This window comes from Microcystis sp. M109S1 (assembly GCF_020247025.1).
Lineage (GTDB): Bacteria > Cyanobacteriota > Cyanobacteriia > Cyanobacteriales > Microcystaceae > Microcystis.
On sequence record NZ_JADBRW010000122.1, the window covers coordinates 1 to 13,026 of the forward strand.

Consider the following 13,026-nt stretch of genomic DNA (forward strand, 5'->3'; position numbering starts at 1 on the left):
AACTTTAAACTCTAAGACAAACATTTTACGCAGGGGGTACTTAGATAAAATCAGTATAGCACAATAAAAGTTAAGTTAACAAGCTATAGTTTAAAAAGCCGTCCTAAAAGGACGGGGCTTTAACCCAAAATTTCGGTAATAACGGGGTGCATCTCATTTTTGTAAATCTACGAAGTTGGGATTTTTCAAGGGAAACTCTCTACTAAAATCGGGCGTTACTTTCGGTTTTATCGCTCAATCCAAGCTTTTGGGGGGTTCTACCCCCCAAACCCCGGAGCGCATTAGTTTTTCGGTGGGATGCTTACAGACAGCTGCTGATATATCTGTAATAATTTAAAAGTCACTGCTAATTGCTGATTATCGGTGTTTCTGCAAATGTGGGATGCACCCTAATAACGGCATTAACAGTGCTGTCTTTTCACTGTTTACTGTTTACTGTTTACTGGTTACTGTTTACTGGTTACTGATAACTGATAACTGATAACTGATAACTGATTTAGGCTGTTACTAGGGTTGCTTCCTTGGCTGCCATCATTTTCATCAGGTCTAACATCCGGCAGGAATAACCCCACTCGTTATCGTACCAAGAGACGACCTTAAAGAAATTGGCATTAAGTTGAATACCAGCTTTAGCATCAAAGATACTGGAACGGGGGTCGGTGATAAAGTCACTCGACACCACTTCCTCATCGGTATAACCGAGGATACCTTTCATTGGTCCTTCGCTGGCGGCTTTCATCGCGGCGCAGATTTCCTCGTAACTGGTGGCTTTTTCGGTTTTAAAGGTTAAATCCACCGCCGAAACGTTGGGAGTTGGCACACGGAAGGCCATACCGGTTAATTTGCCTTTGAGGGAAGGAATAACTAGGGTTACTGCTTTGGCTGCTCCCGTGGAGGAGGGGATAATATTTTGACCCGCGCCGCGACCACCGCGCCAATCTTTTTTCGATGGACCATCAACGGTGGGTTGAGTGGCGGTCATCGAGTGTACCGTGGTCATTAATCCTTCCGCTAGTCCGAAGTTATCGTTAATAACTTTGGTGATCGGGGCTAAACAATTGGTGGTACAACTAGCGTTAGAGACGATCAGATCCTTAGCGGGATCGTACTCATTGTCGTTAACGCCTAGTACGATAGTACGAACTTTGTCGGGATCTTTGGTGGGTGCGGAGATAACCACCCGTTTGGCCCCTGCTTCTAGGTGTTTTGCTGCCCCTTCCGCGGTGGTAAATAAACCGGTGGACTCAACCACATAATCGGCCCCGGTTGCACCCCAGGGGAGTTGAGCGGGGTCTTTGATGGAGTAACAGGGGATAAACTTACCATCGACGACGATGCCATCTTCTTTTGCTTCTACCGTACCTTGAAAACGTCCGTGGGTGGAGTCGTATTTGAGCAGATAGGCAATATTATCGGAGGGGACGAGATCATTAATACCAACAAACTCGAAATCAGGATTTTGGATACCCGCCCTAAAAACGAGGCGACCGATACGACCAAATCCGTTGATAGCGACTCTTACTTTTGTCATGAAAAAAACTCCTTTGCAGCTGCGATAAGCTTAGGCACGATCAAGAAAAAAAAAATTTGAGAATTGATTGGCCTGTAGAGAATCACTATACATACTAATCAGCTTTTATCGATCGCTAGATGAAGTATAGAAAGATTTTAAGTTTCAGTGCTTCAAAAGCTCTCCTAGTAGTCCCCACCACCGGCATCGAGAAAGCCTAATTAGGCTCTTCCCGACAAACTAAGGCGTGACTCTATGGTATTCTGGGAAAAGCTGACATTAAAAAATCATTAAAAGTTTTCCGAGAATTTATTGTTCTCTAAGTTAAGAAGACATTAATTTTCCTTTAAAATCCATTTAAAAACCCCGCCCGACTGACATAAATTAGCCAAGCCGGATCAGTAAAATATAGTTTATTTTAATAGTTTTTTGCGCCCCAAAAGGTTAGACTCTTGATTACGGTTTGAAAACTGACCGAGGGTTAACCCTCTCGATGGAGAAATTGTCTATCAACTCTCTTAATCTCATCGTTCATTGATATCGGAGAAATATTCATGGTATTCGCACCAGAAAGACCCTTAACAGAACAAAATCCCCTTTCTCAAGACGAACTCTATAAAACCCATGCCTATTGGCGCGCTTGTAACTATTTAGCTGTAGGTATGATTTATCTGCGCGATAATCCCCTGCTCAAAGAACATCTTAAACCCGAACACGTTAAGTATCGTTTGCTCGGTCACTGGGGAGCAAGTCCGGCCTTAAGTTTTACCTACGTTCACCTCAACCGTTTAATCAAAAAATACGACCTCGATGTGATTTTTATGGCCGGGCCTGGCCACGGGGCGCCGGGGGTACTCGGTCCGGTTTATCTAGAAGGAACCTATTCGGAAATTTACCCCGATAAAAGTCAAGATGAGGAAGGATTACAAAAATTCTTTAAACAATTTTCTTTTCCCGGTCACATCGGTAGTCACGTCACCCCCGAAACCCCCGGTTCTATCCATGAGGGCGGCGAACTAGGTTATAGTGTTTCCCATGCCTACGGTTCTGTTTTTGACAATCCCGACCTAATTACGACCGTGGTGGTGGGTGATGGGGAAGCAGAAACCGGTCCTTTAGCCACCGCATGGCACTCGAATAAATTCCTTAACCCGATTCGCGATGGTGCGGTACTGCCAATTTTAAACTTAAACGGTTATAAAATCGCTAATCCCACCATTCTCTCCCGTATTTCGACGCACGAGTTAGAAAGTCTCTTTGTCGGTTACGGTTACACTCCCTACATTGTCGAATGTAAGGAAGATGAAGACCTCATGCACTGCCATCAAAAAATGGCCGCTACCCTAGAACACTGTATCAATCAGATTCGCTCCTATCAACAGGAAGCTCGCAGCACGGGTATTGCTAAACGTTACCCCTGGCCGATGATTATCCTCCGGTCTCCCAAGGGTTGGACAGGGCCGAAAAACGTTGATGGTCATAAAGTAGAAGGATTCTGGCGCGCTCACCAAGTACCCATGGGTGCCATGCAGGAAAACCCCGAACACTTGAGAAAATTAGAGGAGTGGATGAAAAGCTATAACCCGGAGGAATTATTTGACTATACCACGGGTAAATTTAAGCCAGAATTTAAAGAACTCGCTCCTATTGGTCATCGTCGCATGAGTGCTAATCCGCACGCTAACGGCGGATTGGTGCGTAAAGACCTAAAAATGCCAGATTTTCGTCAATATGCCGTAGATGTCACCCATCCGGGCCAAGTGGAAGCGGAAAACACGGGAGTGATGGGGGTATTTTTGCGGGATGTAATGCGAAATAATATGACTAATTTTCGCGTTTTTGGTCCCGATGAAACTGCTTCTAATCGTTTAGCGGCTCTCTATGAAGTGACTAAAAAAGCTTGGTTAGCTGATACCTATCCGGAGGATTTAGATGGTAGCCAATTATCTCCCGATGGTCGGGTGATGGAGATGCTGAGTGAACATACTTTAGTCGGTTGGTTAGAGGGTTATTTATTATCCGGTCGTCACGGTTTATTTCACTCCTACGAGGCTTTTGCTCACGTTATCGATTCCATGTTCAACCAACACGCTAAATGGCTCGATATCTGCAAAAATCATGTGCCTTGGCGTGCTTCTGTTTCCTCTTGGAATCTCTTATTATCCTCGGTGGTTTGGCGGCAGGATCACAACGGTTTTAGTCACCAAGACCCCGGTTTTATCGATTTAGTAACCAATAAAAGTGCCGACGTGGTGCGGGTTTATCTTCCCCCCGATGGTAACTGTTTATTAAGTGTGACTAATCACTGTCTCAAGAGCAAGGACTACACTAATATTATCGTTGCTGATAAACAGAAACACCTGCAATACTTGACCATTGAAGAAGCAATTAAACACTGCACCAAAGGTATCGGTATTTGGGATTGGGCCAGTAACGATGATGATGGAACTAATCCCGATGAACCGGATGTGATTATGGCTTGCTGTGGGGATATTATCACTAAAGAATCTTTAGCGGCAACGGCAATTCTGCGAGAGGAATTCCCTTACCTAAAAGTTCGCTTTATCAATGTGGTTGATCTGTTTAAATTACAGTCGGAAAGTGAACACCCCCATGGTTTATCGGAACGGGATTTTGATAGTTTATTTACCACTGATAAGCCAATTATCTTTAATTTCCACGGTTATCCTTGGCTGATTCATAAACTTACCTACCGTCGCAGTAATCAAGAACGTATTCATGTGCGCGGTTACAAGGAAGAAGGGAATATTAATACTCCCCTAGAATTAGCGATTCGTAACCAAGTTGATCGTTTTAATTTAGTAATTGATGTCATCGATCGCGTGCCGAAATTAGGTTCTGCTGCTGGTCATGTGAAAGAACGGATGAAAAATGCTATTATCGATAATCTCGATTATGCTTTTACCAATGGCATCGATAAGGACGAGATTACTAACTGGAAATGGCCCTATTAATTAGGCTAAGAAGTGGTTTAGGTGATGATAATTTATTAGTTTATTGATAAATTTCATCTTCCTATTCCACCTAAAGAAAATATTCTTGATTTTCTACAGGGTGAGAGCATCTCAAAAGCTATTGACAATTGGCCAATTTTGTGATCCGCATGGGCATTTCAGGTGATAAGCTAAACGGCGCTTAACCTGCATGATCCAATAGCTATAACCCTTTTGGAGTCTATATCGGTGATCCGAAGTAAAAGCCGTTTAGCTTACCAGTCAATCAGAATAGTTACGAAATCTTAACAATTGAGATGGTAAATTCTCCTCAAATATGCCTGAATCGCCCTCTGGGTAAGCAACTCACACAAAGTTCATTTTGTCAAGGATTGTTAAGATGCGCTTGCCCTGAGGTTTTTACCGTTGAAAAGGGTTAATTAGATTTAATTTACTAAGCCAATTAAAATCATCAATATTGCGAGTTACAATTGTTAAATTATAAACGAAAGCTGTTCCCGCAATAATGGCATCTCCTAAGGACATCTTTCTGATTTGTTTTAAAGTTACTGCTTGGTTAATTACAGGTTGAGAGATGGGTAAGATTTGAGAAGCATTAAAAAATTCTTCAAAATAGACTTGATCCTGATGAGTTAACCGATGGTAGCCTAAAACTTCCAGATAGGATAAAGCAGAGACATAAGGAGAATTTTCTGCAATAAACTCCTGGAGAAACTCATTTTCTAATTGAGCGGCATAGATAATAATATTGCTATCTAATAACATGATTTAATTCCGATAAGGAAGAGTGCGATCACACCTATTTTGTTGTTGCCACTGTTGGGTATCAACATCAGTAAAAGTATTATTATTAGCAATTTTTTTCAAAGCATTGGCCATTTTCTGACCGTTAGATCGATTTTCACCAATGATATTTTCTTCTAATAAGGTAATATAAACATTAACAGGATGTTCGGAGTTGATTTCAGGGGTTTCATCAAGCCATTGAAGGGTATTATTTTTCAAAATTGCTTTAAAGGTTTTTAGCATATTTTTCTCCACCGTTAAATGGTACAGGATAAATGATTCAGATTAGCCCCAACCCAATTTTAACACAAGACCAACCCAACAAACTCCCCTGAACTCAATCTTTTAAATTAACGTCTTTGGATCATTTCATAATTAAAAGTTCATTACCAGAGCGAAAGAATTACGCAAAATAGTGATAGTCACTTTACCTATTTTTAAGGGAGGCTAATTCCTCTGCGATGACTGGGTGAAAATTAATCATTAAATCAATTGATAACAAGCAATCGAGGGTTTTACTATCGCGTTAATGTACCTTAAAAAACTAGCTATCACTTTATTTTAGCTTTTGGAAATAAAATTAAGATAAAGCGTAGTAGAATAGATAATTTATTGGTTTGAAAAAAACGTATTCAATCATCTATTTTAAGTGGGTGGGTGGAATTAAATATAAGATGAACGTAGGTTGGGTTGAAGCATGAAACCCAACGCCCGCATGGGTTACGCTACCGCTAACCCATCCTACAAATAATTGTGCCTCCCTACTTAATAAATGTTCTATTTCTTCATCTGTAAAACCAAATTGTCTAAAAATTCGTAAAACATAAGCAGGGGACATTTCTTTTGCAGCTATTAGGCATAAACTTTTCTGAGTTCGTAAGTTTCGGGAGTTTCAGAATCTCCCACAGTTAAAAATTCATGAAGTTCGTCTATAGGAATAGGACTGGTATAGATATTGGCTTGATCATGATAAATTTCCCAAAAAGATTCAATCGCTTCTTTTAGTTTCTCAATAGCTTTTTCCTGAGTTTCTCCTTGTCCAACTAATCCATTTTCAAGACATAATGAAACCCAATAATCTGCACTTTTTCTCAGAATAACGGTATAAAAGTTCATGGTGATTGTTCCGTTGAAATTTTAATCGGGGATTAGAATTTACTCCAGCTTAATTTTAACACAAGACCAACCCAACCAATTCCCCTGACCTCAATCTTTTAAATTAACGTCTTTGGATCATTTCATCAATAGACAATAAATAAGGCGTATTATACTTTGTTAATACACCCGATAAGAAAAGCGATCGCTTAGGATAATATATGATTATGCAATTACTAAAACGGACTCGGTAGAATTATCGCTAAATCTCTTAATAGCTTGTTTATGTTTTAAAATAAGACTGATTAGATGATGAGTGGTACAATTTCCAATCCTCAGCCAGATGAACTTTGGAGGTTGGCCATACAACAAACTCCGTTAATAAAAATCAGAATCTTTCGAGACAATTATAAATCCATTGATACGCGCATATTCCCAAATCTTTTGCTCGGAAAACCCTTTTAGGCTACAATCTCTAACATGAGCGCTATCGGGAAAATGTGATACCAGTAACAGAGGTAGTTTAGGTGATAAGTTTTCGTCAAATAGCAGTTTCATAGGGAATAACCATTAAACGACGATCCCGCTCGGCGGCAAATGCAAAACAGGCTTGTATATCTTCTAAGGTAAGATCGGGGAAATCATCTAATATTTCTTCAATAGTCATCCCTCCTCCTAGATAATCAAAAATATCTGCTACTGCAATACGAGTATTGACAATGCAAGGTTTGCCACTGCGAATGTCTGGGTTAATCACAATCCGATCTCGATATTTAGCTGCAAAAGACATAGTAATAACTATTGTTGGTAAATGATTATTATAGCTTAATGTTAACTGTACTTTAAGCTTGATAAATCTTAAAACCAAAGCCCTCGACTTTTAGGTTTCAAAAATTCTATTATCAATAAGCTGCATTACACTACCTTAATCCACTCTAAAAGAGCGGCGATCGCAATGATGTTGCCTTACTGGGGAAAAAATGGTACGATAATAACAATTTATTAATATTATTGGCAAGTAATTATGTCATCTTTAGTTATCTCACAACATATTGAAATCACTCCCGGTATCTGTGGCGGAAAACCTCGTATTGCTGGACATCGAATTAAAGTTCAAGATATTGTAATTTGGCATGAAAGAATGGGAATGTCACCAGATGAAATTATTTATCATCATCCTACTATCACCCTAGCAGATTTTTATGCGGCCTTGGCCTATTACCATGACAATCGAGAAGAAATTAGACGACAACTTGAAGCAGGAGAAGCTTTTGCTAAACAACTACAAGGCAACAAACCATCTTTAATTGAGAAAATATTAAATTGACGAGCTAAAATCGTTATGAAAAAACTTAGAGTTTATATCGATACATCAGTCATTGGAGGCTGTTTAGATGATGAATTTTCCTTAGAGTCCAATCAATTGATGGAAGCCATTAAGCAAGAAAAGTTTATTTTGTTAATGAGTGATATCATTGTTAGCGAATTAATTAATGCCCCCCAAGCGGTTAAAGATATTTTATTATCGATTCCGCAGAGAGTTATTGAAGTAGTTAAGATAACACCTGAAGTTTTACAGTTAAGGGATGCTTATATCAATGAAGGAGTTGTTACATCAAAGTCTATTAATGATGCTACTCATGTAGCGGCTGCTACAATAGCTAGAATGGAATTTTAAACATATTGTGTGCCTAGATAAAATGAAAGGCTATAATCAAATTAATTTACTCAATGGCTACGGGATTTTGACTATTATTTCTCCTTTAGAGGTAACAATTGATGAAGCCAACGACAATTAAAAAAAGTTTTGACTGTTTAGCTTTTAAACAAACCAGTCAAGAAAAAATGGCTGAAGACATGAAAAATCTCAGCTATTCAGATCAGATTGAATATCTTCAAAAAAAGATTAATGAAAGTGATTTAAAGTTATGGTGGGAATCCATCAATAACAAGAAATAAGGCGCATTATACTGTGTTAATGCACCCGAAAAAATAAGCGTGCTGCTACGCAGTGCCTTCAGTATCGCACTCAGTCTCCAAAAATGCTCTCAAATATCTCACGCTTGACTCTAAAGTTAATTTCTCTAAGTCTTTGAAAAAAACTCTCCAAATTTTCAATTTCTATCTTTCCTTCTTTGAGAAGTTTACGAATAATCGCTAAAGTTCCTTTAACATTTAAGCCTAAGTGTAGTGCTTCTTTTCTTGCTGCAAAGTCATCAAGGATGATATAATCAGTTTGTAATTCTATTCCTAAAGTAATGGCATCAGATTCACCTTTCCCTAAACGTTCATTTAAACTATTTGCTAGAGAGATTAATTTAATATTTAGGATAATTAATTTCTGTTGATTGATCAGCTTATTAAGAGTCTCTGAAGATTGATCTTGTTTGGCATTAATTTCTTGTTGTACGGTTGCAGGCAAATAAAAATTATCATTAGAATCTAGGAATTTTTCTAAAAATCCTAACTGAGACAAAAAGATTAAAGGGGAAGAATTGAAAACAATTTTCATAGAGATTACCATTTTTTTTCTCTATCTATGTCTTCTGTAGTAAGATAAGAAAAATCGATTCCCATTAATTCTAAAATTTTCAAGAACATTTCTGTATCCATTTCCATGATTTCTGCGGCTTTATGAAGACTGATGATGCGAGAAACTAAAGCACCCACCACAAAAATAAATTGTTCTTTTTGTTCAATATTATCAAATAATTGTATTTCGGCGGCAATTTCTTGAAAAGTAATCGAAGTATTCATTGTCTTGCTAAGTTTCATCAATTAAGACATATCTAACTTAATTTTAACGCAAAATCAACCCAACAAACTGCCCTTATCTCAATCTTTTAAATTATAGACAACAAATAAGGTGCATTAACAAAGTATAATGCACCCAATAAAAAAGCGATCGCCCTTCCAATATTCTGCCAAATGCGATCGCAACTTCCCATTTTTACAGAAAAAATGATAATATAAAACTCAAATTTGAACTATTGTTGTGGAAAGATACTAAGATGACAAAGTTACAATTAATTCAAGCGGAAATTGAAAGCCTTACTTCTGATGAATTTTTGTATTTAAGAAATTGGATCAATAATTTAGACGATCAACAATGGGAAAAACAAATTGAGGAAGATTCCATAGCTGGAAAACTTGATTTTCTAATTGAAGAAGCATTATTTGAAAAAAGCAAAAATCAATTACGGGAGTTGTAAGTGCATCGAACTAATCAACGCTTTTGGAATTGTTTTAATAATTTACCTAAATCAATTCAAATTTTAGCAAGAAAGAATTTTGAGCTTTTAAAGAGTGACTTAAATCATCCTTCTTTGTCTTTTAAAAAAGTTGGAAAGTTTTGGTCGGCAAGAGTTGGTATTAATTATAGAGCTTTAGCTTTTAAAGATGGGGAAGATTATATTTGGGTGTGGATAGGAAGTCATGAAGAATAGGAAAGATTATTAAAATAAAAGCGATCGCTTTTTTATTCCCAAAATGTAGGTTGAGTTAAACAAAGTGCAACCCAACACCAACCAAATAAATTAATAATTGATCATCTTGGATCGCACTCAATCTACAGGAGATAGCCATTTTAAAACAGTATTTTTAATAGTTCATCTTTACTTAGATTAAAATGTAGAGCGACATCACGCAAAATATTATTTAAAGTGCCTATTTTGACAGGATTATGAGCAGGAATAGTAATCTGATGTGTACCATTTTCAGAAGTAGTTAGTCTAATATGGCTACCCGTTTGACGACTCACTTCATAACCTAACTCAGACAATTTTTTGATTAAGTCATCACTGGATAAATCTCTGGGTAGCTTCATACCGCAAATACCTCATCCCTAACAATATGTAAACGAATAATTTTAGGGCGATTTTCCCTATCATCATAATGACAATTAACGGCATCTTTTACCATTTCTCGTAAAGATTGTAAATCATCGGCTTCGGTAAAAATAGACTCGCCTAATGCCCTTGCTGTATATCCCCCTTCCGGTGCATCTTCCACTAAAAAAACTATTTCTGTCATATTTCCTTCTTTACTCTCTAAATTTTTGCAGTAATTTTAATTATAGTTTGTTTAGTTTTTTATATAGCACTTTTTAAAGCTTACAAGATTAGCATTCGCCGTTTATCAACCCTAATCGCCTCTTTATTGCCAAAATGTAGTTAAACAAAGTGCAACCAACATCAACCAAATAAATTAATAGTTGATCCTGTTGGGTTTCGTGCCTCAACCCAACCTACCAGATCGGCGTGCTGCTACGCAGTGCCTTCGGCATCGCACTAATGTTTTTCTGTTTGTCTAGGATTTAAGAAATTTCCTGTTGCTTTTCAATAGCACGGGCAATGAGAGGAGCTTTTCTTGCTAATCCCTCTAGGGTGATTTCACCTTGTTCATACATTTTAAACCATTCTTCCCGTTGGCGTAGTATTCTTTCATCGTAATTTAAGCCTAGACGTTGCAGAGTAAATTCAGCTTTTTGGCGTTGATTATCAGGAACGCTATCGGTTAACACTAATTGTAACGATGGTAACAAAATTTCAAACCAATTATCTTCAACTTCAAAGGGATCAAGTAGGCAATCATCTAGGTTTTTTTTGCTACTATTAATCCAATTTGCTACATAGCGATAATTAGACCATTCATAGCTTAAATGACGGTAATTATGAAAAGATAAAAAGTGATCAACAGTGGCGGTAGGGTCATACATAACGGAATAGCCACATAAGTTATTAAATCCTTGTGCTAAATCTGCCCTAAAAGGAGACCAGTAATCTCTGGGGCGTTTTGCAGCAGGATTTTTGGCTAACCAAGTATTTCCTTTTTGACGACATTTTTGATCAAACTCGGTGGGTTCAGGAATCGGAATAAATTTCTGCATTTAATCATCAGCCTCCATTCTGACTATCCAACGGGGGAAAAAGGGATCATGACCCGGTAATAGTTTAAGTAATTGTTGATGAATTTTTTCTTTGGTTCTTAAGTTTTCTGGAAATTGGGTCATATCGTCTTTTCTCATCCAAGCTTGGGCGGCTTCTATTGCTTGTTCTGCTTCTTGAGAACGGGCTTGTTTAAGTCCAAAAACCTCTGAAGTTAACCAACCAATCACATCACCTTGTTTTGCCCAGGTAATTTCATTTAAGGTTACTTGATTGTCATTAAGTTCAAATAGAAATAATTTATCTTTTTCTTGATCAAATAAGGGTTCAACTGAAGCCAAGACCAGAGGAGAATGGGTAGTAATAAAGAGTTGAATATCAATAATCGGTTCTAATTCTTTTAAGACAGTCAAAATTGCGGGTAGGATTGATCGTTGCCAACGAGGGTGTAAATGCGCTTCGGTTTCATCCATTAAAAAAATCAGTTGACGGGCTGGAATTCTTCCAAATAGTTGAGCAGTAATTAAATTTTCTGACTGCATCCAAACTAACATATAAGCTAGGCTTAGAATCCGTTGAATTCCCGCCGATGCTTCAGTAACAGGAATTGTTTCATAAGGAAGTTCTATCGTTGGAATAACTCGAATATCATCTAAAGACATTCGTGTGGGTTCACCAATTTTTATCTGCTCATTTTTTGCAGAAAGTTTTTGAATAATTTCAGCTAATAATTTAATATTTGATTGGTTGGGTTGATTTTGCCACTTAATCCAATCTTCAAGCAAACCATAGGAAATAATTTTATTTTTTACTTTTCGACCATACCAAACTTCTGTTGAAGAAAGTTTAAAAGCTTTTTGTTTGTAGGGTACATAGATAGAAAAGCCACCATCAACACGACAATAAATATTTAAACTATTGTTTCTGTCTGAAATATGAGGTTCTATTTCTATTGTTCGATTTCTTTTGTGATAACTACTAACCGGGTTTTGTCCTTGTTTATTGTTAATACACCACCAAATAATATCCAGCAAAAAAGTTTTACCGAGTCCGTTGTCTCCTGTTAATATATTAAGTCGAGAGGCACAGTCTAGGTCAATCTCTGAGGCAGGGCTAACATTTTTAAGATGGATTTCTTGAAGCATTTTCAGTTATTTAGAATTTTTCGTTTCGTGGGTTTTTGTTTACTGGTATATAGTAAGGGAGAAGAATTAAAAACAATTTTCATAGAGATTAACAATTTTTTTCTCTATCTATGTCTTCCCTAATAAGATAAGAAAAATCGATTCCGATTAATTCTAAAATTTTCAAGAATATTTCTGGAGCCATTTCTAGGACTTCTGCGGCTTTATGAAGACTGATGATACGAGAAACTAAAGCACCCACTACAAAAATAAATTGTTCTTTTTGTTCAATATTATCAAATAATTGAATTTCGGCGGCGATTTCTTGAAAAGTGGTCGAAGTATTCATTGTCTTGTTAAGTTTTATTAATTAAGACACACCTGACCCGATTTTAACACAAAACCAACCCAGCCAACTCCCCTGACCTCAATTTTTTAAATTAACGTCTTTGGATAACTTGATCAATAGACAACAAATAAGGCCTATTATACACTCGTTAATACAGCCTACAAGATGGGGTGGCGACTAGCGAAGATGTTTCAGGATTAGCAACAGAAGCAGATACATTAGAGAATCTTAATGATAAGTTACCAGAAATTATTCTAGAATTGTTAATATTAAATGTATCCGTAAACGATTAGAGGCAATC

At 37.4% G+C, this 13,026-nt stretch carries 19 protein-coding genes and 2 pseudogenes; 7 read left to right on the forward strand and 14 right to left on the reverse strand.

What is annotated here, in order from left to right; all coding sequences use genetic code 11:
* Positions 1-496: 496 nt before the first annotated feature.
* Positions 497-1,531 (reverse strand): type I glyceraldehyde-3-phosphate dehydrogenase, encoded by a 1,035-nt coding sequence (gene gap, locus IM322_RS05690; protein WP_286824976.1) that lies wholly within the window; start codon positions 1,529-1,531, stop codon positions 497-499.
* A gap of 533 nt (positions 1,532-2,064) precedes the next feature.
* On the opposite strand from gap, the gene IM322_RS05695 reads away from it, so the two are divergent.
* Positions 2,065-4,485, forward strand: coding sequence for a phosphoketolase family protein (locus tag IM322_RS05695; RefSeq protein ID WP_287675286.1), 2,421 nt, complete (start codon positions 2,065-2,067; stop codon positions 4,483-4,485).
* A 399-nt stretch (positions 4,486-4,884) separates the two neighbouring features.
* Here the strand turns inward: IM322_RS05695 and IM322_RS05700 are convergent, their stop codons facing one another.
* The 6 genes and pseudogenes from IM322_RS05700 to IM322_RS05720 all read right to left on the reverse strand — a co-directional run bounded on the left by IM322_RS05700 (position 4,885) and on the right by IM322_RS05720 (position 7,156).
* Positions 4,885-5,250 carry a type II toxin-antitoxin system VapC family toxin gene (locus IM322_RS05700; protein ID WP_287675288.1) on the reverse strand — a complete coding sequence of 122 codons (366 nt, stop codon included), beginning with the start codon at positions 5,248-5,250 and terminating at the stop codon, positions 4,885-4,887.
* Positions 5,251-5,253: 3 nt separating this feature from the next.
* A complete protein-coding gene (locus IM322_RS05705) occupies positions 5,254-5,514 on the reverse strand; it encodes a hypothetical protein (protein WP_287675290.1) in 261 nt (86 codons plus the stop codon).
* A 523-nt stretch (positions 5,515-6,037) separates the two neighbouring features.
* Positions 6,038-6,124 (reverse strand): annotated as a pseudogene (locus IM322_RS23200) (type II toxin-antitoxin system HicA family toxin); the annotation flags it as partial.
* Positions 6,124-6,387, reverse strand: coding sequence for a type II toxin-antitoxin system HicB family antitoxin (locus IM322_RS05710; RefSeq protein ID WP_002737641.1), 264 nt, complete (start codon positions 6,385-6,387; stop codon positions 6,124-6,126). The gene IM322_RS05710 and the pseudogene IM322_RS23200, both read right to left, overlap by 1 nt.
* A gap of 204 nt (positions 6,388-6,591) precedes the next feature.
* Positions 6,592-6,924 (reverse strand): annotated as a pseudogene (locus tag IM322_RS23205) (DUF5615 family PIN-like protein).
* Positions 6,908-7,156, reverse strand: a complete 249-nt coding sequence (locus tag IM322_RS05720) for a DUF433 domain-containing protein (protein WP_002735373.1) — start codon at positions 7,154-7,156, stop codon at positions 6,908-6,910. The pseudogene IM322_RS23205 and the gene IM322_RS05720 overlap by 17 nt, the downstream one beginning before the upstream one ends.
* A gap of 234 nt (positions 7,157-7,390) precedes the next feature.
* On the opposite strand from IM322_RS05720, the gene IM322_RS05725 reads away from it, so the two are divergent.
* The 3 genes from IM322_RS05725 to IM322_RS05735 all read left to right on the forward strand — a co-directional run bounded on the left by IM322_RS05725 (position 7,391) and on the right by IM322_RS05735 (position 8,325).
* The gene (locus tag IM322_RS05725; RefSeq protein ID WP_287675294.1) at positions 7,391-7,693 is read left to right on the forward strand and encodes a DUF433 domain-containing protein; all 303 of its coding nucleotides are present in this window, start codon (positions 7,391-7,393) and stop codon (positions 7,691-7,693) included.
* A 15-nt stretch (positions 7,694-7,708) separates the two neighbouring features.
* Positions 7,709-8,044, forward strand: a complete 336-nt coding sequence (locus tag IM322_RS05730) for a PIN domain-containing protein (RefSeq protein WP_287675296.1) — start codon at positions 7,709-7,711, stop codon at positions 8,042-8,044.
* A gap of 101 nt (positions 8,045-8,145) precedes the next feature.
* Positions 8,146-8,325 carry a hypothetical protein gene (locus IM322_RS05735; RefSeq protein ID WP_002747316.1) on the forward strand — a complete coding sequence of 60 codons (180 nt, stop codon included), beginning with the start codon at positions 8,146-8,148 and terminating at the stop codon, positions 8,323-8,325.
* Between the two features lie 70 nt (positions 8,326-8,395).
* On the opposite strand, the gene IM322_RS05740 is transcribed toward IM322_RS05735, so the two are convergent.
* Together IM322_RS05740 and IM322_RS05745 are read right to left on the reverse strand one after the other, a co-directional pair.
* On the reverse strand, positions 8,396-8,878 hold the full coding sequence (locus IM322_RS05740; RefSeq protein ID WP_287675298.1) for a PIN domain-containing protein: 483 nt from the start codon (positions 8,876-8,878) through the stop codon (positions 8,396-8,398).
* A 5-nt stretch (positions 8,879-8,883) separates the two neighbouring features.
* Positions 8,884-9,123 (reverse strand): UPF0175 family protein, encoded by a 240-nt coding sequence (locus IM322_RS05745; protein ID WP_002754053.1) that lies wholly within the window; start codon positions 9,121-9,123, stop codon positions 8,884-8,886.
* 254 nt (positions 9,124-9,377) lie between these two features.
* Between IM322_RS05745 and IM322_RS05750 the strand changes: the two genes are divergently transcribed.
* Both IM322_RS05750 and IM322_RS05755 read left to right on the forward strand, forming a co-directional pair.
* On the forward strand, positions 9,378-9,578 hold the full coding sequence (locus tag IM322_RS05750; protein ID WP_287078866.1) for a hypothetical protein: 201 nt from the start codon (positions 9,378-9,380) through the stop codon (positions 9,576-9,578).
* Entirely contained in the window at positions 9,579-9,812 is a 234-nt protein-coding gene (locus IM322_RS05755) for a ParE family toxin-like protein (protein ID WP_287675300.1), read from the forward strand.
* Positions 9,813-9,952: 140 nt separating this feature from the next.
* Here the strand turns inward: IM322_RS05755 and IM322_RS05760 are convergent, their stop codons facing one another.
* The 5 genes from IM322_RS05760 to IM322_RS05780 all read right to left on the reverse strand — a co-directional run bounded on the left by IM322_RS05760 (position 9,953) and on the right by IM322_RS05780 (position 12,725).
* Positions 9,953-10,192, reverse strand: coding sequence for a type II toxin-antitoxin system HicA family toxin (locus IM322_RS05760; RefSeq protein ID WP_149987888.1), 240 nt, complete (start codon positions 10,190-10,192; stop codon positions 9,953-9,955).
* Positions 10,189-10,398: a hypothetical protein gene (locus tag IM322_RS05765; RefSeq protein ID WP_002747310.1), complete on the reverse strand. Its 210-nt coding sequence runs from the start codon at positions 10,396-10,398 to the stop codon at positions 10,189-10,191. Before IM322_RS05765 ends, IM322_RS05760 begins: the two co-directional genes overlap by 4 nt.
* Positions 10,399-10,681: 283 nt before the next feature.
* Positions 10,682-11,254: a hypothetical protein gene (locus IM322_RS05770; protein ID WP_271970956.1), complete on the reverse strand. Its 573-nt coding sequence runs from the start codon at positions 11,252-11,254 to the stop codon at positions 10,682-10,684.
* Positions 11,255-12,397, reverse strand: coding sequence for an AAA family ATPase (locus IM322_RS05775; RefSeq protein ID WP_287675301.1), 1,143 nt, complete (start codon positions 12,395-12,397; stop codon positions 11,255-11,257).
* Positions 12,398-12,485: 88 nt separating this feature from the next.
* Entirely contained in the window at positions 12,486-12,725 is a 240-nt protein-coding gene (locus IM322_RS05780; RefSeq protein ID WP_287675303.1) for a hypothetical protein, read from the reverse strand.
* A gap of 170 nt (positions 12,726-12,895) precedes the next feature.
* Here IM322_RS05780 and IM322_RS05785 point away from each other — a divergent pair, with 170 nt between their 5' ends.
* Positions 12,896-13,018, forward strand: a complete 123-nt coding sequence (locus tag IM322_RS05785; RefSeq protein WP_287675304.1) for a DUF1902 domain-containing protein — start codon at positions 12,896-12,898, stop codon at positions 13,016-13,018.
* Positions 13,019-13,026: the final 8 nt, after the last annotated feature.